Origin of the sequence: Pedobacter sp. L105, from assembly GCF_009765875.1 — a bacterium.
Taxonomy (GTDB): domain Bacteria; phylum Bacteroidota; class Bacteroidia; order Sphingobacteriales; family Sphingobacteriaceae; genus Pedobacter.
Map to the genome: position 1 here is coordinate 203,114 of NZ_LMUP01000008.1, position 26,112 is coordinate 229,225.

11 protein-coding genes are annotated in these 26,112 nt (G+C 42.5%); 3 read left to right on the forward strand and 8 right to left on the reverse strand.

The features are described 5' to 3' along the window. Nucleotides 1–7 precede the first annotated feature (7 nt). Nucleotides 8–12,016 (reverse strand): putative Ig domain-containing protein, encoded by a 12,009-nt coding sequence (locus GSQ84_RS16190; RefSeq protein ID WP_158798321.1) that lies wholly within the window; start codon nt 12,014–12,016, stop codon nt 8–10. Nucleotides 12,017–12,331: 315 nt separating this feature from the next. On the opposite strand from GSQ84_RS16190, the gene GSQ84_RS16195 reads away from it, so the two are divergent. Then, nucleotides 12,332–14,842: a hypothetical protein gene (locus tag GSQ84_RS16195; RefSeq protein ID WP_158798322.1), complete on the forward strand. Its 2,511-nt coding sequence runs from the start codon at nt 12,332–12,334 to the stop codon at nt 14,840–14,842. 24 nt (nt 14,843–14,866) lie between these two features. Here GSQ84_RS16195 and GSQ84_RS16200 read toward each other — a convergent pair whose 3' ends face one another. From GSQ84_RS16200 to GSQ84_RS16225, 6 genes are all read right to left on the reverse strand, one after another. Then, complete coding sequence (locus GSQ84_RS16200; protein ID WP_158798323.1) at nt 14,867–15,802, reverse strand: PAS domain S-box protein; 936 nt, start codon at nt 15,800–15,802, stop codon at nt 14,867–14,869. Nucleotides 15,803–15,912: 110 nt separating this feature from the next. Further along, nucleotides 15,913–17,517: a S8 family peptidase gene (locus GSQ84_RS16205; protein WP_158798324.1), complete on the reverse strand. Its 1,605-nt coding sequence runs from the start codon at nt 17,515–17,517 to the stop codon at nt 15,913–15,915. Nucleotides 17,518–17,573: 56 nt separating this feature from the next. Next, complete coding sequence (locus tag GSQ84_RS16210) at nt 17,574–19,526, reverse strand: tetratricopeptide repeat-containing sensor histidine kinase (RefSeq protein WP_216848942.1); 1,953 nt, start codon at nt 19,524–19,526, stop codon at nt 17,574–17,576. 140 nt (nt 19,527–19,666) lie between these two features. Then, entirely contained in the window at nt 19,667–20,458 is a 792-nt protein-coding gene (gene cobA / locus GSQ84_RS16215; protein WP_158798326.1) for a uroporphyrinogen-III C-methyltransferase, read from the reverse strand. Nucleotides 20,459–20,546: 88 nt separating this feature from the next. After that, the gene (locus GSQ84_RS16220; RefSeq protein WP_158798327.1) at nt 20,547–20,984 is read right to left on the reverse strand and encodes an Rrf2 family transcriptional regulator; all 438 of its coding nucleotides are present in this window, start codon (nt 20,982–20,984) and stop codon (nt 20,547–20,549) included. 92 nt (nt 20,985–21,076) lie between these two features. Further along, a complete protein-coding gene (locus tag GSQ84_RS16225) occupies nt 21,077–21,322 on the reverse strand; it encodes a hypothetical protein (protein ID WP_158798328.1) in 246 nt (81 codons plus the stop codon). A 232-nt stretch (nt 21,323–21,554) separates the two neighbouring features. Between GSQ84_RS16225 and GSQ84_RS16230 the strand changes: the two genes are divergently transcribed. Together GSQ84_RS16230 and GSQ84_RS16235 are read left to right on the forward strand one after the other, a co-directional pair. Further along, nucleotides 21,555–21,866, forward strand: coding sequence for a hypothetical protein (locus GSQ84_RS16230; protein ID WP_158798329.1), 312 nt, complete (start codon nt 21,555–21,557; stop codon nt 21,864–21,866). Nucleotides 21,867–21,953: 87 nt separating this feature from the next. Beyond that, complete coding sequence (locus GSQ84_RS16235) at nt 21,954–23,282, forward strand: sigma-54 dependent transcriptional regulator (RefSeq protein ID WP_158798330.1); 1,329 nt, start codon at nt 21,954–21,956, stop codon at nt 23,280–23,282. A gap of 2 nt (nt 23,283–23,284) precedes the next feature. Here the strand turns inward: GSQ84_RS16235 and GSQ84_RS16240 are convergent, their stop codons facing one another. After that, complete coding sequence (locus tag GSQ84_RS16240; RefSeq protein ID WP_158798331.1) at nt 23,285–25,780, reverse strand: ATP-binding protein; 2,496 nt, start codon at nt 25,778–25,780, stop codon at nt 23,285–23,287. Between the last annotated feature and the right edge of the window lie 332 nt (nt 25,781–26,112).

Consider the following 26,112-nt stretch of genomic DNA (forward strand, 5'->3'; position numbering starts at 1 on the left):
AATGGTATTATCTTAAAAGTGTTACTGTTCCTTTTTTCAATGTTTTGGTGCCGTCTGTCATGATCAGGTCTATCACATAAACATATACGCCATTTGGCTGTAAAGTGCCCCTGTAGGTTCCATCCCATCCGTTCTGAATTTGTGATGCCTGGTAAATTAAATGGCCCCACTGGTCGTATATCCTCATTTTCATACTGGCAATTGAATTTCCGTATACATAGAAGATATCGTTGTTACCATCGCCGTTAGGGGTAAATGTGTTCGGGATAAAGACTGCTTTACCCGCCTCATCACCACCGCCATGATTATCAGCTTTTCCGGTGAAACTTCCCGCACTGCTGGTTTGACAGTCAGTAGCTCCTTTGGCTCTCACCATCAGGGTTACACTTTCATTTTTCTGCAATCCGGAAACCAGATGGGTAGTACCTGACGTACCTGAACTAGGGTTTTGCCATGTGTTGCCTCCATCAGTAGATACTTCATAACTGCTGGCTCCGGGAACAGCTGCCCAGGTAAAGGTGATACTCGTAAAGGTGCTTGCCGGAGATGTCACTACCGGAGCTGCCAGAACAGGTGAGATCACTACATTTACAGCGGTTCTGCTGCTCACCGCAGTACCCGAAGTTCCTTCAGCATAATAAGCGGTAGTACTGTTGATTACCGGAGTTTCAAAAGAAGTACCACTAAACAGGATACTTCCCCCTGATGGGGAGGCATACCAGTTATAAGTTACACCAGTTACAGGGTTCGATACGGTTAATACTGCACTGCTTCCGCTGCAGCTCGCTGCATTGGCAATTGCCGGTGCCGGTACAGTAACGTTAATTACATAAGTGCCTGTGGCTGTTGAACCATTTGCATCCGTTACCGTAACGGTTACAGGGAAAGTACCGCCAAGTGTAGGTGTACCGTTGATCTGCCTTGTTGAAGGATCAAAAGTTAATCCAGGAGGCAAACCATTGGCTGCATAAGTGAAAGGGCCTGTTCCGCCGACTGCCGCTGGCAGTGTTTGAGGAACATACACCGAGCCAATCACCCCATCAGGCAAGACAGCCGGAGGCAGGCTTATTGCTGTCGGAGCTACTGTTCCTATACTGATAGAGAAGGTGCCTGTTGCAGAACAGCCTTTACTATCTATAGCAATAACAGAGAAAGTATAAACGCCGGCTACCGCAGGTGTTCCTGAAATTACTCCCGAAGCAGATAAGGTTAAATCTGCAGGCAGGCTACTTCCCGAGGCGAGACCATAAGTATAACCAGGAGTACCGCCTGTTGCAGGATCAAGCTGTACCGTATAAGCACTACCTATAGTAGCACTTAAAGAGTTACCGGTAAAGCTCAGGGCAGGATTCACGGCCAGGGCAACAACGTAACCCGAACCAGATACATTTGCACATTTGTTGTCACCGCTTACGCTCACATAATAGTTTGTGCTGGCAGTTAAAGCAGGGATGTTATACACTGCCCCCGTAAATACGGCATTAGTTAATGCAGCATCAGTAAACCAGGTAAATACCGGGTTAACAACAGTTGTACTGCCGGCAGTGAGGGTAACACCCGATCCTGAGCAAATGCTGTTAGGTATACCCGCAACAGTTATATCAGCCGACGTGGCATTAGGTTTTACGGTTACAGTAACCGGTGTTCTGGTACTGACTGCCGTACCTGAAATCCCTTCAGCATAATAAGTAGTAGTTGCTGTAATGACAGGGGTTTGGAAGCTGGTACCTGTAGCCAGGGCCGTTCCGCCAGAAGCCGCAGCATACCAGTTGTATGTTACACCCGCTACCGGATTTGATACCGTTAAGGTAACAGGAGTGCCTGAACAGCTTGTTGCCCCTGCAACCGCTGGTCCCGGAACAGTAACATTAATCACATAACTTGCTGTAGCTGTTACACCATTAGCATCGGTAACTGTTTCCTGTACAGTAAAGGTTCCGCCAAGCGTTGGTGTTCCGCTGATCTGACGGGTTGCAGGATCAAAAGCTAATCCTGGAGGAAGTCCTGTAGCTATATAAGTATAAGGGCCTGTTCCTCCAGTTGCAGCAGGTAATGTTTGCGTAGCATATACGGAACCAACACTACCATCAGGCAACGTAGCCGGCGGCAGGTTTAGCGGATTAGGAGCAGTGCCAACGGTTACGGTAAAGGTAGCCGTTGCATTACAGCCTTTGCTGTCTGTAGCTGTTACAGAGAAAGTATAATTTCCTGTTGTGCCTGGTGTTCCAGAAATTATTCCTCCTGCTGATAGAGACAAACCAGCTGGTAAAGTACTTCCCGAAGCAAGTGTGTAAGTATATGCTGGTGTTCCTCCTGTTGCTGTATTGACAGACGCAGAATAAGTACTGGATGTACTGGCATTATTTAATGCTGTACCAGCATAACTGATTGCAGGATTGACAGATAACACAACATTGTAACCTGTACCAGATGCATTTGTACATTTGTTATCTCCACTTACACTCACATAATAATTTGTACTGGCGTTTAGCGCGGGGATAGTATAAATGGCACCTGTAAATACTGCATTAGTTAAAGCAGGATCAGTATACCAGGTAAATATAGGGTTATTCACCGTACTGCTGCTGGCGGTTAACGTTACGCCTGATCCTGAACAGATACTGGCCGGAATGCCCGCAACAGTAATATCGGCGGCAGTTGCGTTAGGTTTTAAGGTTACAGTAACCGGTGTGCGGGTACTGCTTGCCGTACCTGAAACTCCTTCCGCATAATAAGTAGTACTTGCAGTGATGACTGGTGTCTGGAAGGTAGTTCCTGTAGAGAGGGCGTTGCCTCCGGAAGCTGCCGCATACCAATTGTACGTTACTCCCGCTACCGGATTTGATACGGTTAAAGTTACAGGAGTTCCAGAGCAGGTCACCGCACCAGCAACTGCCGGAGCAGGAACGGTAACGTTAACCACATAATTTGTGCTGGTTGTTAATCCGTTAGCATCGGTTACAGTTTCATTTACAGTAAAAGTACCGCCAAGCGTTGGTGTTCCGCTGATCTGACGGGTTACCGGATCAAAGATTAAGCCCGGAGGCAATCCTGTAGCCACATAAGTATAAGGCCCTGTTCCGCCAACCGCTGCTGGTAAGGTTTGAGTTACATATACTGTACCTACAATACCATCAGGCAAAGTAGCGGGTGGCAGGCTAATTACGCCGGTGCTGCTCACATTTAAAGTAAATGTAGCTGTGGCATTACAGCCTTTACTATCAGTGGCCGTTACTGCAAAGCTATAATTGCCTGCAACGGTTGGTGTTCCTGAAAGTAAACCTGTTGACGACAAGGTTAAACCTGCAGGCAGGGTACTGCCAGAAGCAGCTACATAAGTATAACCTGGTGTACCTCCTGTTGCAGCATTCAGCTGTGCGTTATAAGCAGTAGATACTGTTGCATTGTTTAATGTAGTACCGGTAAAGCTCATTGCAGGATTTACACTTAGCGTAACTATGTTCGCCGTGCCGGCAATGTTTTCACATTTATTATCACCCTGTACCGTTACATAATAAGTAGCATTTGCAGTAAGCGAAGGAATAGTAAATACAACTCCGGTGAATACGGCATTACTTAAAGCAGCATCATTATACCACGTAAATACCGGGTTAGTAACTGTAGTGCTGCTGGCAGTTAAAGTCACACCTGATCCTGAACAAACAACAGATGGCACACCAGAAACGGTAATATCAGCAGCATTTGCATTTGGTTTAAGTGTTACAGCTGCAGCTGTTCTGCTGCTGAAAGCTGTTCCCGAAACTCCTTCTGCATAATAAGTAGTTGCTGCAATGATCGCCGGGGTCTGGAAGCTGGTGCCGCTGGTAAGGATCGCTCCTCCTGAAGCCGAAGCATACCAATTATAGGTTACTCCCGTTACCGGATTAGATACGGTTAAGGTTGCGCTACTTCCCGGACAGGTTGCCACACCTGCAACTGCAGGGGCAGGAACCGTAACGTTGATCATATAATTTGTTGCAGCGGTTAAGCCGTTCGCATCGGTTACCGTTACAGTGAATGTAAATGTACCACCCAGCGTTGGTGTTCCGCTAACCTGTCTTGTTGTTGGATCAAAAGTTAATCCCGGAGGCAGTACACCCGTAGCCACATACGTATATGGGCCGGTTCCACCTACCGCCGCAGGTAAGGTCTGCGTAGTATATACAGTACCCACAACTCCATCAGGCACGGTTGCCGGCGGTAAGGTGATGATACCTATACTGCCGATACTCACCGTGAAAGTAGCTGTTGCATTACATCCTTTGCTGTCTGATGCAGTGACTGCAAATGTATAATTGCCAGCAATAGTTGGTATTCCTGACAGCAGGCCTCCTGATGATAAGTTCAATCCGGCAGGTGCCGTATTTCCCGAAGCAACCACATAAGTATATCCCGGAGTACCTCCTGTCGCGGCACCTAATTGTGCAACATAAGGAAGAGGTACGATTCCATTGGCCAGTGCCCCACCGGTGAAGCTCACCGCAGGATTAATATTTAAGGCAACAATACTTGCATTACCAGCTGTATTCTCACATTTATTATCGCCATGTACCGTTACATAATAGGTTGTATTTGCAGTCAATGCCGGCGTATTAAATACAGCACCTGTAAAAACAGCGTTGCTTAGTGCAGCATCCGTATACCATGTAAATACCGGATTAGTAACTGTTGTACTGCTGGCTGTTAAGCTCACTCCCGATCCTGAACATACCGTAGGTGGTATACCGTTCACATTGATATCTGCAGCTGTAGCCGGAGGGTTCACATTCAGTAAAATCACTTTGGCATTAGCAGGTGTGTTCGGACATCTGTTAGCTCCCTGTACAGTTACATAATAATTTGTATTCCCTGTTAAAGGTGGAGTAGCAAACGTAACACCTGTAAATACTGCATTGGTTAAGGCAGCATCGCTGTACCAGGTAAATACAGGATTAGTTACAGTAGTACTGCTGGCAGTTAAAGTAACAGCAGTTCCGGCACATAAACTGGCAGGTATACCACTAACTGTAATATCAGCAGCTACTGCCGGAGGATTTACCTGTATACTAACCGGTAAAGCGTTACCAGCTGTATTTTCACATTTGTTATCGCCATGTACTGTAACATAATACGTAGCACCTGCTGTTATTGAAGTCAGGTTAAAAGTTGCCCCGGTAAATACCGGATTGGCTAATGCCGCATCAGCATACCAGGTAAATACAGGGTTGGTTACTGTAGTACTGCTGGCAGTTAAACTCACATTTGATCCCGCACAGAATGATGCGGCTGCACCAGCTACCGACAGATCGCCGGTCGTAGCAGCCGGATTAATCGTAATCGATACTTTTGTTCTCGGAGCCTGACTTGCACAAGAATTGCTGTTTACTGCTTCTACATAAAAATCAGTAGTACCTACTGCTAAACCTGCAGGTGTAGTCAGCGCATTAGTATTTGCAGCCAGCAGATTTCCACCGGTTAAAGCATCATACCAGTTATAAGTAACATCTGTCATCTGGTCTACATGCAGGGTGACCGGTGTATTTAAACAAGTAGAAAGCGGATTATCTGCACTCGGAACAGCCGGAGGAGCAGTAGCAGTCACTGTTAATACAACTGGTGTTTTTGCACTTTCACAGCCGTTACGGTTAGCAGAGACAAAATAATTATAGGTGCCGGCTATTAAAGTGGTTGGCGTTGCAAAGCTATTTGCAGCGGTGGCCGCCAGGGTAGTACCCTGATACCAGTTGTAAGTAATGCCGGCTGCTGGATTGGATACAGCAAGAGTAGCCGAGCTGCCTGCACAAACAGTTACAGCAGCAGACGATACAGATGGTGCCAGCAAAATTCGCTGTGCATAATTAAAGTTTACACCTGTTAATGCCCCAGCCAATCCAGAGTTGAGTTTAAGTTCAACACCGTCAAATGTTTGTCCGGGTGTAAATTGGATAGTTGCACTTTGTCCTCCAGGGAGCAACACCAGGTTAATTCCGGAGCTGCTGATAGGCATTTCATCATTATTGCTGGTTGTACCATTATAGGTTGTTACCGTAATACTTGAAGCTACATTCAGTGAAAGTAGCCCTGCCGGAGAAGAAATCCCCAGTTTAACCATATCCCCTACCAGCGACACGCCGTTGAAGTTTACTTTTTGAGCTACAAAACTATTTACGCCAAATGGAATAAATAAAGAAGATCCGGTCGCAATCTCGTTGTCTACAGCAAATCCTGGATTACTAACAGTTGATAATGAAACTGTACCTCCGGTACGTATCGACTGACTAATAGCCGGCTCACAAGGAACGGTGCCCTGATCCGGTGGCGTGGTTACCGTAACCGTTACCGTAGCCGCAGGAGATAAACATCCATTCACAGCACTGCTCTGTGCCGTAACATAATAGCTAGTGGTAGCACTTAATGCTGGTGTAACAAAAGTTCCGTTTATACCATTTGTTGGTGTAGATACAACATTGGTTAATGCGGCATCACTATACCAGGTATAGGTTAAATCAGACGTAGATGAGCTTGCAGTCAGCACTGTCTGCTCACCAGAATTAATGGCAACTGATGAAGGTGTCAGCACAGGTGCGGTTAATGAACCAACGGTCACAGTAACGGTTGCTCTTGCAGACACAGCACCGCAGCTATTGATTGCTTCAACAGCATATACAGCACTTGCCTGTATATTGGTAACGCTTAATGTTGACGTGGTCGCACCTGTAATAGCGGTACTACCGTTATACCATTGATAAGTAACTCCCGTTTGCGGATTTTGTACTTTCAGCACGAGGTTAGCATTCTGACAGGTTTGTTCTGTTGGGGAAAGCAGTGCAGGAACCAGAGGTGCAGGAACAACACCCACTTTTACCACAGTTCTTGAACCACCGCATCCGTTCCTGTTGGCTTCAACAAAGAATTTCGTTGATGCAGTAACCACAGGCGTAACAAAGGTTGCCCCGTCGTTACCCTGATATACTCCCGCTGCGTCATACCATTTGTAAGTTATTCCGGGCTGTGGATTGGTCACCGTTAAAGTAGCCGTAGTATTGGTACAGGTAGTTACTGAATCTGCTGCCACAACCGGAGCGGTAGTTATTCTTCTTGCATAATTAAAGTTGATAGCAGATAAGGCACCCACTATTCCTGAATTTAGTCTTACTTCCAGTCCGTCAAATTGAGCTGTTGGAACCAGACTGATCAGGGCCTGCGCGCCTCCGTTTAATAATTGAAGATTAATGAGCGAATTATTGACTGCTGTGCCATCATTATTACTTGTTGCCCCCTGATAAGTAGTTAACATTACTCCGGAAAGTACTGAAAGAGATAACAACTGATTTGGAGAAGTTAATAACACACGTACTGTATCTCCAACATTTGATAAACCTGTAAAATTAACCTTCTGAAATACAGAAGCATTAATTCCTACCGGAATTGAAAGGGTAGATCCGGTTTGCTGATCCCCATCTATCGCTAGTGTTGGGTTATCTACCCTGGCCAAAATAGAAAGTGTTCCGGCAATGCCGTTAGTCTGGCTAACCGGGGTTTCACATATAACTGGTACCGGGCTGCCGCTTCCGTTTACGGTAATCGTTTGCTGCACTCTCATTGGAGCAGTACATCCTGTAACGGTTGAAGCAGCCTCCAGGTAAAAAGTTGTTGTTGCCGTAAGCGGCGGTGTTACATAAGTTGGCCCTGTAAATACAGGTGTAGTACCATCAATAGTCGTATACCAATTAAAGACAACATTGTTATCAGTTGAAGTTCCTGTAAGGCTAACCGTTTGTCCCTGGTTTACCGTAGTGGCAGACGCAGAGATCTGAGGCAATACGGGACGTGGATTAACCACGATATTTGCTGCTACACGACTGGCAGCGACACAATTTCCATTTGAAGCTTCTAAATAATAAGTTGCATTGGCCGTTAGTACTGGTGTAGTGAAAACGGGATCGGTAGCTAAAGCTGTACCACCAACTGCATCAGCATACCATTTATAAGTTATTCCTGCCACGGGATGATCCACCGTCAGCACTGCTGCAGAGCCCGAACAAACAGGAGCTACTGTAGCTAGTACCGGCAAGGCTACAACCGGTGTAACAGTTACGGTATCTGCAACACGCGTTGGATTGGCGCAACCATTGCTGCTTACTTCGATAAAATAGATAGCGGTGGCAGTAAGTGCAGGCGTGGTATAGGTGCCTCCTGTAGCCAGCACACTTCCGCCTGTTGCACTGCTATACCAGGTTAAAGTTGTGCCTCCCTGGGCAGTGGCGCTTAAACTTGCTGTAGATCCAGAACATATGGTCTGGTTTTTAGAAAGCAGTGTAGGATTAGGTAAAATAACCTGTGCGCCATAAATATTCAAACTGCTGATAGCCGTAACCAGTGGATTAAGGCTTACCTGTACCCTATCATAGGCAGCACCTGCCAGAACCGTAGCTTTAAACCTGTTACCAGATAATAAACTAAGGCCTACCAGTGAATTGGTTACTGCATAACTTCCTACGATTGTATTACCATTCATAATATTGATGGTGATACCGCCGAGAGCAGAGAGGTCTGCTAAACCTGTAGGCGTTTCCAAATCCAGGCGGATACTATCTGTAGCCGCACCAGGTCTTTGGAAAATTAAAGTCTGAAAGCCGGTAGCTCCTACACCAACAGTTAACCTGATCTGAGTAAAATTAGCAGGATCTGCATCAGTAGAATTTCCAGGATTTTGTATGCTACAACCTACGCATAACAGGCCAGTAATGCCGCTTTGCTGTGTTGCAGCGGCATTACAATTAGGATTAGCTGCAACGCCCAGCACATTTACCAATACAGGCACCCTGGTTAAACTAGGGCAACCTGTAGTGTTAACTGTTGCTGCATAATAGGTAGTGCTTACGGTCAGTGCTGGAGTAGTGAAGCTGCCACCGGTTGTCAAGGCAACGCCACCTGTTGCTGCGGCATACCATTCAATAGTAGAACCTGAAGCAGCAGTTGCCTGTAAGGTTGCAGTTTGTCCACTGCTGATGGTTGCATTATTAGTAATTACGGTCGGTGTATCTGGTGAGGGGTTTACCGTTACGGTAACCGCAACACGGTTACTAACAGCAGTTCCAGAAACAGCCTGAACATAAAAGGTAGAAGTTTGGGTTAATACTGCCGTAGTATAATTGGCGCCGGTAAACAATGGCGTATTACCAGTAGCAGAATAGAAATTATAAGTCACCCCATTTACAGGATTTGACACACTTAAGGTAGCAGCGTTGCCACTGCAGATGGTCATTCCTGCAACAGCAGGATCACCTACATTCACATTCAGCGTATAATCTGTACTGGTACTTAGCCCTCCGCTGTCAGTTGCGGTCATAGTTAAAGTGAAACTACCGCCAACAGCTGGTGTTCCTGAGATTACTCTCGTAGCCGGATTAAAAGTTAAACCCGCTGGCAGATTAGCCATTGTATAAGTGTATGGACTAGTTCCCCCTGTTACTCCAGGTAAAGCAGGTGAAGTATAAGCAGTACCTACTGTTCCATCAGGTAAAGTGGCTTGTCCAAGTGCCAGCGTTCCATTTACGGTTAATGTATAAGGTAGAGTTGTAGAAGTGCCATTACTATCAGTTACGGTTACAGAGATCGTAAACGTTCCTGACTGCGTAGGTGTTCCACTGATCTGCCGGGTAACGGGATCAAAAGTTAAACCCGGGGGAACATTGGTTGCTGCATAGGTATAAGGACCCGTGCCTCCTGTTGCCGCCGGAATAGTTTGCGCAGGATAATTTACGCCCACTGTACCATTAGGCAGGGTTATAGTACCAAGCAGCAGCGGATCTTTAACTACAATGGTATAATTTGAAGAAGCCGTGCGGCCTTCACTGTCGCTCACATTTACAGGAAAAGTAAAAGTACCGGATTGTGAAGGTGTCCCTGTAACTTCCCTGGTAACAGGATTAAAGGTTAAGCCCGGAGGCAGGTTGGTTGCGGTATACGTATAAACTCCGCTTCCCCCCGTGGCCGAAGGAATAATCTGTGTTGGATAAACAACACCTGTAGTTCCTGCCGATAGTGTAGCGGATGGTAAAGCCAGCGGATCTCTAACGATAATCGTGAAATTAGAGGTTACGGTGTTTCCATCTGCATCGGTTACTGTTACCGGCACAACAAAAGTTCCTGAAACTGTAGGTGTTCCCGTGATCTGACCAGTAGCCGGATCTAGTACTAAGCCTGCGGGCATATTTACCGCAGCATAAGTATATGGTGTACTTCCACCTGTAGGCGCAGGAAGCGATGTTGAAGGATAAGCCGTCCCTACTGTACCAATAGGTAAAACGGCCGTTGGCAATGTCAGGGTCGCTGTTATAATGAAAGTATAACTGGCAGTTTTTATACAACCAAAACTATCAGTAGCTGTCAGGTTGAAATTAAACGTACCAGCTGCAGAAGGCGTTCCGCTGATTAAACCCGCAGGGGATATAGTTAATCCGCCAGGCAGGACACTTCCGGCTGCCAGCCCATAAGTATAACCTGGGATACCGCCGCTTGCCGGTGTAATTTGTTTGGAATAAATTTTACCTGCTGAGCCATTAGTTAATGTAGTAGCAGCAAATACAAGGGTAGGATTAACAGTGACTAACACACTGTCCCTGTCAGATTCACCCGCACAGCCAGATTTCTGTGCCGATATATAATAGGTATAGGTACCGGCAGCCAGCCCTGTTTCTGTATAGGTGCTTGCTGTTGCCGCGGCAACCTGCGTAGTTACATTATTTGTTTTTTTATAAAAGTTATAAGTATAAGCCGGATTTGAGCTTAAAGCGGAAAGTGTAAGCGTGCTTCCACCGCAAATGCTTAAAGCGCCGTTTGTTTTTCCGGCAAGGATAGGAGCCGTTACTGTACGCTGTACTTCGTTTATGTTCAATCCACCGGAAAGAATATTCCCCCCAACAGACAGTGTATTGTCAATGGAAATCTTTATCCTGTCAAATGGTGCCCCGGGAGTAAAAAAGACGGGTACCGGATTATTGTTTGTTAAGCTGAGTAATTGCAAATTGAGCAATCCACTTGCAGCCTGTACGCCCCCCACAGGCGTACTTCCATTGTATGCCTGTAAAGTAACTGTTTGTAAAACATTAACACTTAATACTGTGCCAGGCTGTGAAAGATATACTTTCGCAACGTCGCCTGCACCAGAAAGGCCATTCAGATAAATTGTTTGTGAAACTGAAGAACCCAAACCAATCAGTCCGGGTTGTATCTGTGAGAAAGTTGCTGTATTACCATCTATCGCACGTTCGGGATTGGTAACCAGTGAGGTTAATGAAACATTTAAATTAGACGATGCACCAAGATCTGTAAAAATAGAAGTTCCGCAATTATCTGTGTTTACATTAAATGCGGTATACACATTCATATTAATAGCAGAACCTAATGCCAGGCCTAAAAGATTGCTTTTGAACCTCAATCGTACCCTTACCGCATTATATGCACTTGAAGAGGTTACGGCAAAGTAATTGAGCCCTGCAGCATCCCTTACTATAGTAGTAGTTACATTTGCGGCAGGGATCATTGTACCATCCACACCTGCTGAAGCCCCTGTATAGGCATCAACTTCTACCAGGTTATTTTTAAAAAGCCCTGTAAGGCCCCCAATAGTATTTAGCAGGTCCAGGCTTATTCCTGTAATGGTAGGCTGATCAAAACGTACATAAGTAGTTTTGCCGGCCGCGACAGGAGCTGCATACTTTAACTCAATGTAGGCCTCTCCCTCTGCGCTCACCAATCCAAGAACATTGAGATAATTTGCAGACAGCACTGCCGGACTAACCGACGGATTGGCGCTGGCATTCCCAGGGTTGGTTACCGAACCCGCATTGGGCGTGGCCTGCTGGTTAGCAACTCCAAGTACGTTATAGTAAGCTATTGCTCCTGTAGATGGAGTAACAGTAGCATAATTTTTAGTCTGACCATACGATGGCAGCTTAAATAACGTTAGAGTTATGAGAACAAGTAAGTAAAGGTAGTTTTTAAATTCTTTAGGAGTAGAAATCCATTTCATACAGGGCGCGTTAGAGTTTACAGCAATATTTACGGCAATTTTAAGTATAGCAGACAGCTATTTAAGCGTTCAAATCATTCATTACACCAAAAGGAAATCAGCCCCGATTTCATTCATTTTGTTCACTTTCTTTTTTCTCTTGCAGAAAATATACGCTATAAGGGTTTAGTGACCAATAGAAGGCGTTACCCTATTCAGACTTAAAATTTTTAATGTTTTTATTTGAAACCTTTCTGTTCACTTAGCACGTATATGTGTATATTGGTTCCAAATCGGCACCGATTAGCTATTATTTACCAACTGACTTACCGAACCATGGAATACAATACCCGGCTCAATGAACTCAAAAGCCTGATTCTGTCAAAATGTGGCATCAGATTCATTACCCCTGCAGATTGTAAGAGAATTTCGATCGAGATCAGCCGGCATTTAAATAAAAATGTAAGTGAAACAACAATTAAAAGATTATTCGGCTTTGCCGTAGTTAAACATAAATTTTCCACGTTCACTTTAACCACTCTTGCTGAATATGTTGATTTTGCTGGTATCGGTCCGGAGGATAGCGCAGACACCGATGAGCTGGCTGATGAATGGGAAATACTAAAAGAAAAGGCCGATAAGATTACTCATTTTACGCTGAAAACCATCAGGAACCGCTCCGGCATTCCTTATGAAATGACCATCGGCCGGAAATTCGCAGAGCACGACTTTGATGATTTCTACAATGGTGATTATATTTTCACCAGTCTCGTTTCACAGCCCGGTTACGGAAAAACAATTCTGCTGAGTCATTTAACAGAAAATTTATTTTACAGACCTGATGCTACCTATGAAAATTCGGGTGTATTATTTATTAAAGCTTACAATTTTTTCAATTCAGAAGTCAATAGTTTCAACCTGGAGGAACAGCTTAAAATTCAGCTGCAGATAGATCCTAAAGAAAATACGCTGGAATATATTAATACCCTTCAGTCTATACATGGAGGTAAATTCATCATCATCATAGATGGCTTTGCAGAGCTCGTTTTAAGGAAAGAAGAAAAGACCCTTTTATTTGATAATATCATCAACCTGATCTGTTCACTGGAAGATTACAAAAATATAAAACTGATCCTGAGCATGCGCTCAACTACCTGGACAAGGTTTTATGAACGAATGCGCCATTCCTCTTTTCTGAAATCCAAGTGGTTCCCTGGAAATTACTTCAACCTCCATGAATTGTCAAATGTTCCTCCCCTTTCCGAAAAAGAAGTAGATATCATTATTTCCAGAATCAATTATCTGGATAAAAAAGAGATTAACCCGCGACTAAAGTCGCAGCTTAAATTTCCCTTCCATATTCAGCTTTACTATCAGCTGAAAGAAGAAGATCCTGATTTTAATTATTATACCAATATTACATTTTACGAACTCGTTTCCCGGTTCATCCAGGAAAAAATATACCGGTCTAACTATTACACAGAAAAAATCCTATTTCTAAAAAAAGTCATACAGCTTACCGGCTATGGTAAGCACTCCAATTCTGTGCCCAAAGACTCCCTGATCGCAGAACTTTCGGCTTTCAGAAATGCTTACATGGAATTACTTGCGGATGGCATCTTAATGGAGGAAAAACGATCAGAAAATTCACATCCAAAAGAGTTTGTGCGCTTCCTGCACCCCCATATGTTTGAATACTTTCTCTTTGTGGAAATACTGGAGAAATTTCATCTTCAGGTAAATAAAGATTTTTTCAACTATATCAATACAGAGTACGACTACAACCAGGTCAGGTTCCAGCTATTGCAGTGGGCAACCCGGTTTTTAATTAAAACAGGGAATTTCCATTCCCTCAAAGCCTTCTTCAAATTAAATCTGAGCAGCTTTGAAACCAATTACCTGATCCTGTTCATTGCAGAAGAAATTAAATACAGATCAAAATTTAATACAGATATTATCAGGATACTGGAGGAAGATAAATTCCATGAGATCATCATCTCTAAATTACTCAATTTTGATTTTATCGATTCCTGTTACAATGAAGCAGTACTTGCCCTGATTGATATTGCAAAAAATGATGAACACCTGCTTATTTATCACTCTATACTGGGTATTTTGGAAGTGATCAGACTGAATAAAGAAGGGATTAAAAAATCTATTGATAAATTACGTACACTGGATAACCATAAATGGATTATCAGCCCAGTTCAGGCACTGGAAATCATGTATGCGAAGATTAGTGCTAAACCGCCCGTACATTCAGAACTGCTTCAGCAGATAGAACAATTTAAAAATGGAGAAAATCCATTTGATATTCACTCCAGCCATCCAATGAGTGCCAGTACAGGAATTTCCTTTGTACTGATGATCCTGGTGAATACTTTTTCCGGCGACAGCCGTTCTGGCAACCAGATCATTCAAAGTATGGTGACGCATCACCCAAAAGAATTTCTGAAAAGAAATAACCTCACACTCTATGCATTAGCTTTACACGGCATATTTGTTTCCAGGGTCTTTCCTGGAAAAAAAGCAGATCAGATTGAAAAAATCACCCGTCATTTAGTCAGCACAAATCATTCGCAGCTCACTAAATATCTCGAATCCCTGATTATGATGCTGCAGGCGCAGCAAGCCTATAACAGAAAAGAATATGAGATTGCCATTGACCATGCACAGGAATGCCTGGTCCTTTTCAAAAGAAACAAAGTAGTATTGAGTGCCTTACCGATGTTTAGCCTGCTGATTAAGATTTATATGGAACTGGAAAATTACGATCTGATGAATGAGTATAAGTATGAGATGCTGTGTTTATTGGATGAACATCAGGTTTCCAGACAATTATTTTAACAATAGATCAGTACTGATCCTGCTTTAAGGAGTTTTATCTGCAATATTAATGATGATAGCGTCCAGCTCTTTAGCAGAATTGACCAGGTGAAGCAAAATTTCGTCCTTATTGTCGCCGGGAACGAAATTTCTCAGCAGATCAACCAGTCCCATTACCCTGGCTAAAGGTGCGCGGACCAGGTGTGATTGTATCCAGGCAATTTCTTTGAACTTTTTGTTTTGTGCTTCAATTTCTTGTAAATGTAAAGATGCCTGCAGCCTGGATAATTGCTCTTCTTCTTTACGTTTAGAGATATCCTGTATACTGCCAATGATACGTGTAGAAATACCGTTTTCATCGAAAACCATAAATCTTCTGTCCTGTACGTATTTATAAGAATCGTCAGCACAGCAGAAACGGTATTCTTCCTGCCATCGCTCTACTTTATCACGGACATGTTTTTTAATGTTTCCGGTTATCCTTTCCCTGTCATCCGGATGAACCCTCATCTCCCACCAACTGTCTGTTGTGGTATTATCTAACAAATTTTTGTAGCCAAATATGCCCTTTATACCTTTATTCCATACAATTTTATTAGTTTTCAGGTCCCAGTCCCATACCGTATCGCTGGTTGCCTTAGAGATAATATTGTAACGATCTTCAGCTTCCTGTTCAGCTTTTACCCTTGAGGTAATATCCGCAGCAGCAACCAGTACGGCAGAGGTGCCTTCGTACTCAATAGTATTGCTGTTGATGCTTACCAGGATAACTTCCCCATTCTTTTTGATATGCTGAACATGCTCTTTATTGTAATCAGCTTCAGGCTGGAGCATCAGTGCGCTCATGATTAAAAATTCATGTCTGGAGTAACCATAAGTCTTGACAGCTTCTTGATTTACGGCTAAAAAATTAAAGGTTTTAGCATCGTAAACCCACATGGGAACAGGAGAGAATTGAAAAAGGTCATCGAGAGCAGTCATTCGTACCAGCAGGTTATTTTTAAGGTAGGTAATATCAGTAATTTTTATAAAAAAGCAAGCCTTTCTTACGGAAAGGCTTGCTTTTTTATAAAAATTACGATGAGGCTTTTTTATTTGTATTCAGCAGCCATTTTCAATGCATTATAAGCATTTACAATACCACCTGTAACGCAAAGGTCAGCAAAAGGTACAGATTTAGAATTTGTACCTTCTTCGTCAAGTTCCACATCTACATTGTGATTAACTTTAACAACCGACTTTAAAATGATCTCTTTGACCTGTACAGCAGTTAATTTTGGATAGTATGATCTGATCAGTGCCGCCAGTCCCACTACTACCGGTGAGGCCATACTGGTACCATCATAAGCTTCATATTTAGATCCCGGTACGGTAGAATAAATTTGTACACCAGGGGCAAATACATCTACCGCTGTTTTGCCATAATTAGAAAAACTTGCCTTCAAAGTTTTGTCGTCTGTGGGCCCGGAAGCACCCACTACAATATAAGAAGATGCAACACCTCCGTCAAGGTACTGACGATTAGGGAAATTTTTCGACTGATCAATATTTTGATTGTCATTACCCGCCGCCTGAACCAGCAATACATCTTTAGACATCGCATACTTAACTGCTTCGTCCACTGCTTTTTTATCCCATGAATAAGCTTTTCCAAAACTCATATTCAATACTTTTGCGCCATTTGCTACTGCATAACGAATAGCATTTGCAACATCCTTATCACGTTCATCACCATCAGGTACGCTGCGTACGCTCATGATCATTACATTATCGGCAACACCTTTGATACCCAAATTATTGGTACGGTCTGCAGCTATAATTCCCGATACATGGGTTCCATGACTTGCATCCGGGCCAGTTACATCATTATTTCCATAATCCCTTTGCTGATCATCCGCATAATTATCTCCAACCAGCTCTGGTCTTGGATCAAAATCCAGATTCAAATTATATTTCAGCTGGTCGTTATAGTGGTCCAGACCTTTCACGATCTGAGACTCATAGAAGTTTTCATAAGTGCTGTGCTGCAACTGTGAAACCATAATCTTCTTTAAGCGTTCTTCCAGATCGGTTTCGGTTTTATAATTTTGAAAATCAACCAACTCTGGTTTTTCCTTACCCATTTTTTTAACCATTGCATCTAAAACATTTTTCAGACCGCCAATATTTTCTACAGCATTTTTAGCCTCTGCAGTTTGTTTATCGAAATCTGCCTGTGCCCTCAGGTATTGTGTATAATCAGCTGAATCTGCCGGTTTTACCGTTGCAGCAGTCACATTGGCAAACCTGTCCTTATCCCTGCGCAAAATACGGGTTAGCTCTAATGCTTCATGATTTACCGAACCCTTGGCCGAGCCTAAGAAGTTCCATCCATGTATATCATCTACATATCCATTTTTGTCGTCATCTTTACCGTTACCAGGTTTCTCTTTTTTGTTCAACCATATCACACTTTTCAGATCTTCATGATTAACATCTACACCCCCGTCTAAAACGCCTACCAGAACAGGAGTTGATTTTTTACCCTTTAACAATTCTGCATATGCTTTTTCAGTGCTGATCCCAAACACCGTATCCGTTTTCAAATCAAGATTCTGCCAGTTGGCCTTTTGTGCAAAAGAACTTAACCCAAGGCACGCGATAAAAATGAAACTTAATATCCCCCTTAATGCAATTTTATTTTTTACTCTATTCATATTTTGTTAGTTAATTTATTAGTTTTCAAACGTTATTATTAAAAAATAGTTGTTGATTATTCATATTTTCCTTTCAGTGTAAAAAAGAATTCTGACCCCTCCCCCGCTTTGCTTTCCATCCAGATCTTTCCTTCATTGGCCACAATGAACTCTTTACACATCACCAGGCCCAGGCTTGTTCCTTTTTCGTTATTTGTTCCTACAGTGCTTATCACATTGGCACTAAAAATAGAACTTTGCCTTTCGGGCTCAATGCCTACTCCATTATCCTTTACCGAAAAAAGAACCTCCTGATCAGCATATTGGCTGATGGAGATCAGTATATGTCCTTCCAAAGGGGTAAACTTAATCGCATTGGATAATATATTCCTGATCAGAAAGTCTAAATGGTCTGCATCACAAAACACCCGCAGGTTGGCTGCGATATTTTTTTCTACGGTTATTGATTTTTGTGCAGCTGCATCTGCAAGCAGGGATATGTTCCTGTTAATAATAGTTTTCGGCAACAGATTCACCTGGTTAATCATTATTCCCTTCAGCTGCATTTGTCCCCAGCTCAACAACAGATTAAGCGTTTCCATCGAAGCATTACACTGAACAGCCAGCTTCCCCATCATTAGCGTTCGCTCTTCTTCGGTAAGCCAGCCCCTGTTGATCATATCGATCATATTGATTACGGAGGCGAGAGGGCCTCTCAGATCGTGGCCGACAACAGAAAACAACTTATCCTTTACCTGACTGGATTCCACCAGGTCTGCATTAGATTTATTCAGCAACCGGTTCAGGTTTCTCATCTTAAAAAAATAAAAACCCAAACCCAATAACAAGGCTACACTTCCGGCCGTAATTCCCAGCATAACTTTCTGCCCCAGCACCTGCCTGCTATTGATAAATTTGAGTTCCTGGATTTTACCATGCGTTTGATTGAGTTCATACTGTGCCTGCAGATTAGCGATCTTCAAAGACATCTCTTTAAAATAAACACTATCGGCGATACTATACTGCTGTGATTTGGCCAGATAAGCCGCTTCGAAATTTCCCTGATCAGCCTGTAGGGTTGCTATCTTTGACAAGATATCCAACAACTGTTTATTAGCTTTTTTACTTCTCGCCAAAGCCAGGGCCTCCTGAAAATAGGTCAAAGAAATACCAGGGTTTATGGGTTTGTAGCTTTCTGCCAGCGCATTCAAACTTACAAATTCACGTATCACGTTCTTGATCTTCCTTGATTTTTGCAGGGCCCCTTGTTCCAGCTCAATAGCCTTTCCGGTAGCGCCAGATTTTGCATAAACTGCCGCCAGGCCATTGGTCAGCGAAATATTTAGACCCATCATTTCAGGAAAGTTACTTTGCGCAATTCCTTTTTCATAATAGGAAGTTGCTTTTGCCAGATCGCCTTTTTCATCATAAGCTAATCCCAGATCAGCATACAGGTTGAGTTTTACACTTGAAAAAGGTAAAGACCCGCTAATGGCTTCAGCTTTGTGATAATAAATAAGGGCTTTATTTAAATTATGCTGAGTAGCATACACGCGACCTAAGTAAACGTATGACTCCATAATACCGAACTGGTCTCCGGTTTTTTCACTGAGCTTTAACGCATATAAAAAGTAGCCGATTGCCCTGTCATAATTACCAACCGCATGCTCTACAGAACCCAATCTTATATTTTCCTCAATAATTCCTTTTTTGTTGTTCAATAACTGATAGATGCCCAACGCTTTCAGGTATTTCATTCTTGAAAATTCAGATTTTGCAGCATTATCTTCCATCATTCCCAGCTGATTAAGCATTCTGGCTAATCCTTCCTGATCATTGTTTTTTTTAGCGAGTTTCAATCCTAACCCAACAAAAAACAGTGCAGAATCCGGCTTATCATACCGGTAATGAATGATCAGTTTCTCGTAATAGGGAATACTGAAATGAGGTTGAATATGCTGCACACCAGGCGAACTGTACAGCGCCAAAAAACTGAATACCAGAATAACAGAAAATAGTGTTCGGAACAAGAGCATACTTTGGTCTTTGCTACATCATGAGCGGCCCACTAAGGTAATGTTTTAACGTAACTATAAATTAAAAAAGCCAGGAATTTCCTCCTGGCTTTAATTCATATCCTGATATAAACCTGTTTTTTTTATTTCGAAAATTACCCTTCAGCTAATACCGCATAAAAATCCCTGATCCTGTCAAAAGCAGGATGAACAGAAACCACATTTCCAAAAACAAGCAGGGCAGGTGACGTAATTTCATGATCCTCAATCAATTCAGCTATGGTATCTACAATGCCTACAATAATATTCTCCTCATGGGTTGAACCGTTTTCTATCACTGCAACAGGCAATCTTTCTTTTCCTTCTGATTTAAAAATGGCTGCAATTTCCGAGATCTTTTCAATCCCCATTAATACAACTATCGTTGCATTCGATTTCGCCGCACCCCTAAGATCAGCAGAAATTTCACCTTTTGCATTTGTTCCTGAAAGAACCCAGAAACTTTCACTCAGGTCACCATAGATCATTGGTATTTTATGTAATCCCGGTACTCCGGTAGCACTAGATATACCCGGAACAATCTCTGTTTGGATATTATAAGAATCTGCAAAATTTATTTCTTCAAAGCCGCGGGCGAAGACAAATGGATCACCACTTTTCAAACGAACCACATGTCCGTAGTTCAGCGCATAATCAATCATTAATTTATTTACAGCATCCTGAGAGAATGATTCATCATCAGATTGTTTTCCTACAAATATTTTGATGGCATGCTCCGGGGCATGATTGAGCAGCGCTCCATTAACCAGGGCATCATAAAGTACCACATCGGCTGTGTTCAGTGCCTTTACACCTTTTAAACTAATTAAATCAGGATCACCAGGTCCAGCTCCAACTAAGGTAATACGGGGCTCCTGTATGCTGCTTTTTATTTTATTTAAAATCATAACCGACTATTTAAAGGTTTATATAATTGTATAACAATACAAATATATAAAAGTCTATCGAAATAGTAGTCTTTATTTTAAAATAATTTTAATTGATAATCTCATCCAGGTTTTCACGTGCGATTACATCAGCCACTGAAGTCTTTGAAAGCACTTCCAGCGTGGCATCCCTTACATCAATAAATGTTTTTCTGATACCACAGGTCTTTTCATCATGGCATTCATCACATTTACGATAAAATTTGATACTCGCACAAGGAACCATGGCAATCGGTCCGTCAGTGATCCTGAGAATATCGGTCAGATAAATATCTGCCGCATTTTTATTCAGGCTATAACCTCCGCCTGCCCCCTTTTTACTGTACAGATAACCCGCATTACGCAGGTCAAGTAAAATCTGTTCCAGAAATTTCCTGGGAATCATCTCCTGTTCTGCTAATCGCACGATTTGCATAGGAGGATTTTCTACGTTTTTGCCCAAAGCCACCAGTGCTTTAATGGCATATTTTGTTTTCTTAGACAACATATTAAGCACAAAGCTAAGAAAAGATTTAGGTATTGATAAATCCTAAATATTTACTGGTCAAATCTTATAACTTTTAGATCCTGTAAAAGATCTTATTTGATAAAATCGGCTAAGAAATTATCAGGTACCTCTGCATGGATAGCATCATCATTCTTTACAATAGCCAGCAATGCCACCAGCTTTTTTTCCAGTTTATCATATTCTGCCCTGTACTGTTCAGTCTGATCATGAAAAAAACCATCAGTACTATCAAGGGTTGCGATCTTGGATTCCAGATAGCGTTTATAGGTATCGGCAGTATGATCAACAAGTGTGTTTAAAATGTCTTTATAAGTCATGGCTTTCCAATTAAATGTTATGATAGCCTTATAACGTATCCCAACCAGTTTTGTTCTTTAAAATGCAGTTATATGGGGCATACTGTAGAGAAAGTAAGCAATCTTTTTCGCACTAGTTATCCTCAACCAACTGATTTAAAGTACAATGCTCCATCTTTGGCATAACGGCATCATTTTAAGCCTTCGTTAGTAGAATTACTGAATACAAATTTTCACTTAAAACAAGAACAACATGAAAAATTTCATCTTATCAGCAGCTATATTAGCCTTCGCAGGAGTATCAACAGTAAAAGCAAATGAAATTAGAACCCCAATCGCTATAGTTATTCAACAGGATAGTTCTGCAAAGGTTCCTGTTAAACTGGAAGCTTTGCCAGCGCCGGTACAAACTACGTTAAAAGCAGATGCTTATAAAGAGTGGACGCCAACAACAGCCTTCCTGATCACCGAAGCAGATAAAACCGCCTATTACCAGGTAAATGTTAAAAAAGGACAGGAAGTTGCCTTTTTGAAAGTTGGTAAAGACGGTACTGTATTGCAATAATTGATAACCATAAGTAAAATATAAAGATATAAAAGCCGGAAGTCCTCCGGCTTTTGTATTTTTGCCATTATATCAATTCAGATACATATGGCGAAAATACTTATTATTGAAGATGATCTAACATTCTCAACCTTGTTAGAAGGCTTTCTTAAAAAGCATGGCTATGAACCTATTATCGTCCACGATGTAAAAAATTCCTTCAAAGTTCTGGCACAGGAAACTTTTGACCTGCTGCTGATAGATTACCGCCTTCCTGACGGCACGGGGCTGGATATTCTTGCTCATTTGCGCGAAAATGGATCGACATGTCCCGTTGTGATCATGACCAGCTTTAACGATGTCCGTACTGCCGTGAAATCTATACAGCTCGGGGCTATCGATTATATCACAAAACCGGTTAATCCCGACGAATTACTGATGATCATCACTGGTTCACTGGAAAAAAAACCAGAGAACAGCAAGGTGGTTTCTATAGAACATGAAGATTTTATCAAAGGAAAAAGTGCTACGGCAGACAAACTTTATGCACATATAGACCTGGTTGCGCCTACAGATATGTCTGTTATTATCCAGGGAGAAAGCGGAACCGGTAAAGAATATGCCGCCAGAACCCTCCATACACAAAGTAAACGCAGTGCAAAGCCCTTTGTAGCGATTGATTGCGGTGCCCTTTCTAAAGACCTGGCTGCCAGTGAACTATTTGGCCATGTAAAAGGAGCCTTTACCGGTGCTGTAAATGACAAAAAAGGACAGTTTGAAACTGCCGAAGGCGGAACACTGTTTCTGGATGAAGTAGGAAACCTCAGTTATGAAGTACAGGTTAAATTACTCAGGGCCTTACAGGAACGGGTGATACAACCTTTGGGAAGTACAAAAAAAATCCCCGTTAATGTCCGTATTATCACGGCTACCAATGACGATCTGCTAAACAGCATACAAAATGGAGAATTTCGTGAAGACCTGTACCACCGTCTAAATGAATTTAAAATTTTGCTGCCTGCTTTACGCGACCGTGGTAAAGACCTGGAATTATTTATTGATCATTTCATTAAACTCTCCAATGCGGAACTGGGCAGAAATGTACAGCATCTTTCTGCTCCTGTAAGAGAATTGTTATTGCAATACGACTGGCCCGGTAATTTGCGCGAATTAAAAAATGTGATTAAAAGAATGGTTTTATTAACGCCTACGGATACCGCAGCACCTGAATCTCTTCCTGACGAAATGATCCTGGCAATTAAACAAGCCCCTAAACATAACGGATCAGACCTTAAAGCCATCAATGAAAGTAATGAAAAAAGCCTGATCATTGAAACACTGATCAAGGTAAAATACAATAAATCAAAAGCTGCAAAATTGCTAAACATCGACAGAAAGACGTTGTACAGCAAGATGGAACGTTATGAAATTGATTAAGATCAGTTAATTTTCAGGTCCACCAGTTTCATGAGTGAATCCAGCTTTACGATTAACACAGCTGCTTTTTCTTTCAGTTCCTGATCCATTTCTTCTGCCTCAGCAAATTCCTGTTCTGCTGTCCTGAACTCTGCCGCCAGCTGACCTGAACCCATTTGTGCTGTCCTTCCGGCTACCCGGTGAACAATCAGCCGGGATAAAGGCAGATCGCCTGCGAATACACTTTGCTCAAGCTCTGCCATATCGTTCTGGCTGTCTTCTTTAAACCTGCCCAATATTTTTAATAAGAGCTCTTCGTCCCCAAAGGTCATTTTTTCAACGGCTGAGGTGTCCAGTTCTACTGCGGAAACAACAGGGCCTTCCTGTTTAATTACTTCCATGCTGAATATCGACAACAGATCGTTTTCACGGAAAGGTTTCATGATCAGCCCGTCAAATCCTTGTTCAAGAACAGCTTCAAGCTCCTCAGGAAGAACTTGCGCCGTCATGGCGTATAATTTCACATCTGCAGGTACCCTCTCCCTCATCAGCTGACAAAGCTGCAGTCCTGAAATTTCGGGCATTCTCATATCGATCAGCATATATTTAACCTCCGGATCCCAGGTAGCAGCCAATACATCTGCCGGGGCATTAAAACATACATAAGGAATATCATTTTTATGGAATATGATCTCGCATAAATCAAGTATCAGCCGGTCGTCATCTACTACCCATACTTTATCTTTTGTATTTAATTGTCTGACCTCCGGTTTCAACTTTTCGGCCAGCTGAATTTCTGCAGCTTTAAAGGTGAGGTAAACAGTGAATATACTACCGGCACCCGGCCTGCTCTTTACATAAATACGGCCATCCTGATTTTCTACCAGTGACTTAATTATGGTAAGCCCTAATCCGGCACCCGCTTTATTGATCACTTCTTTGTCGGCAGAGTCGATCTGTTCAAATTCATTGAAGATCCGGTTACTTTCTTCTTCTGTAAACCCTATTCCAGTATCCTTAACCATAAAGGTAAAATGCAGATTGTCCTGTTGCTTTTTGTAAAAAACGGTTAAGGTCACTTCCCCCTTTTGCGTAAATTTAATGGCATTGCTGAGCAGGTTGTATAAGATCTGCTTTAACCGGAATGGATCTCCTTCAACAAAGTCTATATCATGAAGCTCTATTGCAGTTGACATCCGTAAATCTTTCTGTTCTGCCTGTGGTTTCATCACAAAGACCACTTCCTCCAGTAATTCTCTGATGTTAAAAGGCCTTTGCTGAAAAGTGAATTTTCCGGAGATGATCCTGTTATAATCCAGTATTTCATTGACAATCTGCAATAAATGTTCAGAAGAGCGGTAGATGGCCTCAATGTCTTTCGACTGAGGGTGCTCCTGGTTCCTGATGATCTCCGCATAGCCGATGATAGACTGCAACGGTGTTCTGATTTCGTGGCTCATATTAGAAAGAAATCGCTGTTTTGCCATTCCATGGTATTCAGCCTCATCCCTTGCAGCCTCCAGTTCCTTCCGGTAAAGGTTACTTCTCGTAATATCTGTCAGTATAAGGTACAATAAGATAACGGTTAGCAGAAAAAAGCCAATCATAATAAAACTAATCCTGGTAATACCCGTATTTACTACCGCTTTTGCCTGTATGCCATTATGCTCGATCTGTGCAACAGCTTCACTTTCCACTTTTCTCAGGATATCCAGCATCTGGCGGATCAATGCATCATTTGCATTGGCCAGTACAGCCTCCCTGTTCAGAAAACGTGCGCTTTTAAGCTGCTGTTCCTTTGCTATGCTGCGTAAAGACTCCTCCAGTCCCTGTGCCATTTTCGTTCCTTCAGCTAAGGCTATCGTATCTCTTTTTACCTTTTCCTCATTGGTAACCTGGTAGGATTGGTTTGCTTTTTCTTCCTCGTTTTTCTTGCCGAACAGCCTGCTCAAAAAGCCTTTTGGTTTTGTTTCATCCACAGGAAGGATTGTTACCGTAGAAGTCTTTTTTTCTGTGGTCACGATCGTACTGTCCTGCTGCGGCCCTTTATCTACCAGGTCATTTAGCTTCTGCACTTCCTGATCAAAGGATTTGTTGTTCACCAGCCCTTCCCTCACTTTGAGATAGTTGATAAATTGTTTATCCCTTTCTACCAGCAACTGTCCTATCGATTTTATCCGTTTATGCTGTACAGGATCGCTATGGTACATATCCCCTAAAGAATCCAGCAATAACCTGAGTTGCCTGGAATCTTTAAAAAACTGCTTGTATTTACCCGGAGAACTGAAAGCAATATTTTTCTGCTGCTGGTCAAGACTGGCAACCTTTCTGGAAACCTGGTTAACCAGCCGTAATTTTACATTGGGCGTTGAAATTGCATCCACTGTCGCCAACATCTCATTAAACGCAATTTTACTGACTCCCCATGCCAAAAACATGGCAAAGAAAGCAAGCAAAAAGCCAATGATGATCTTGCCTTTAGCCGCACCTAAAAAACTCTTTTCGGGAACTTCTGTCATTTGGTAAACCGCATTTTTAAAGTAAAGATAACAATGATAGAAAGAGTTTGTGTCATATCAGGTTGAAGAAGTCGTATAACCTGGTTTTTCCTGATGTTATGAATACAACAAGATAATAGGGATAATCAGATCTTTTGTTAAAAACGGTACAGCGATCAGGTAAAATCGGCACCAGACACAATCAGGATCCATTCGGTGTAAAGCAATAAAACAGTTAGGATAAAGCGCCGGTAAAACGACATGTGGGTACGGGTTGGTAAGGGGCTGGTAAGGGATTGATAAGGATAAACAGCCAAATATCCTTACCAACCCCTTACCAACTTCTACACAAT

Bases quoted from the DNA above. Each gene is read 5' to 3' on its own strand.
- GSQ84_RS16190 (WP_158798321.1), bottom strand. From the start codon at position 12,016: ATGAAATGGATTTCTACTCCTAAAGAATTTAAAAACTACCTTTACTTA.
- cobA (WP_158798326.1), bottom strand. From the start codon at position 20,458: ATGATTTTAAATAAAATAAAAAGCAGCATACAGGAGCCCCGTATTACC.
- GSQ84_RS16200 (WP_158798323.1), bottom strand. From the start codon at position 15,802: ATGACTGCTCTCGATGACCTTTTTCAATTCTCTCCTGTTCCCATGTGG.
- GSQ84_RS16235 (WP_158798330.1), top strand. From the start codon at position 21,954: ATGGCGAAAATACTTATTATTGAAGATGATCTAACATTCTCAACCTTG.
- GSQ84_RS16195 (WP_158798322.1), top strand. From the start codon at position 12,332: ATGGAATACAATACCCGGCTCAATGAACTCAAAAGCCTGATTCTGTCA.
- GSQ84_RS16220 (WP_158798327.1), bottom strand. From the start codon at position 20,984: ATGTTGTCTAAGAAAACAAAATATGCCATTAAAGCACTGGTGGCTTTG.
- GSQ84_RS16230 (WP_158798329.1), top strand. From the start codon at position 21,555: ATGAAAAATTTCATCTTATCAGCAGCTATATTAGCCTTCGCAGGAGTA.
- GSQ84_RS16205 (WP_158798324.1), bottom strand. From the start codon at position 17,517: ATGAATAGAGTAAAAAATAAAATTGCATTAAGGGGGATATTAAGTTTC.
- GSQ84_RS16240 (WP_158798331.1), bottom strand. From the start codon at position 25,780: ATGACAGAAGTTCCCGAAAAGAGTTTTTTAGGTGCGGCTAAAGGCAAG.
- GSQ84_RS16225 (WP_158798328.1), bottom strand. From the start codon at position 21,322: ATGACTTATAAAGACATTTTAAACACACTTGTTGATCATACTGCCGAT.